The organism is Novosphingobium mangrovisedimenti (genome assembly GCF_025153475.1).
In the GTDB taxonomy this organism is placed as follows: domain Bacteria; phylum Pseudomonadota; class Alphaproteobacteria; order Sphingomonadales; family Sphingomonadaceae; genus Novosphingobium; species Novosphingobium mangrovi_A.
Map to the genome: position 1 here is coordinate 1 of NZ_JANZXA010000066.1, position 424 is coordinate 424.

Consider the following 424-nt stretch of genomic DNA (forward strand, 5'->3'; position numbering starts at 1 on the left):
TGCGCGCCGTCAGTCCAATCTCTATGCCCTCGACAAAATTGCGGCCCTTCGTCAACGCTGGATGGCCCCTTTCGAATTCGTCCCGGCCTTGTCGGATGAAGAGCCAGACAGCGACTGGGCAGGGGCGCGTGGGCTGATCACCGAGCAGATTGCGGGCGTTGCAGACCTGGCGGCGCACGAAGCCTATTTGTGTGGCCCACCGGCGATGATCGACTTTGCCGAAGCGCAATTGCTCGCCGCCGGCCTCTCACGTTCGGTCATTTCGGCCGACCGCTTTCTTGATCGCAGCAATCGCACGTAAAAAAAGACGGGCGCTCGACGAATCGAGCACCCGCCAAGGGTGGAGAGATCTAAGCCGCTTCAGCTTCCGGGGCGTTTGCCAATGCCGATTCCACCGTCGCTGAGCAAAACCGTTCCTGTCATG

At 60.6% G+C, this 424-nt stretch carries 1 protein-coding gene; it reads left to right on the forward strand.

Annotated features, from left to right (window positions below; translation table 11 throughout):
- A partial coding sequence (locus tag NZK81_RS21485) for a ferredoxin reductase domain-containing protein (RefSeq protein ID WP_473087542.1) occupies positions 1-301 on the forward strand: 301 nt, incomplete at its 5' end.
- Positions 302-424 lie beyond the last annotated feature (123 nt).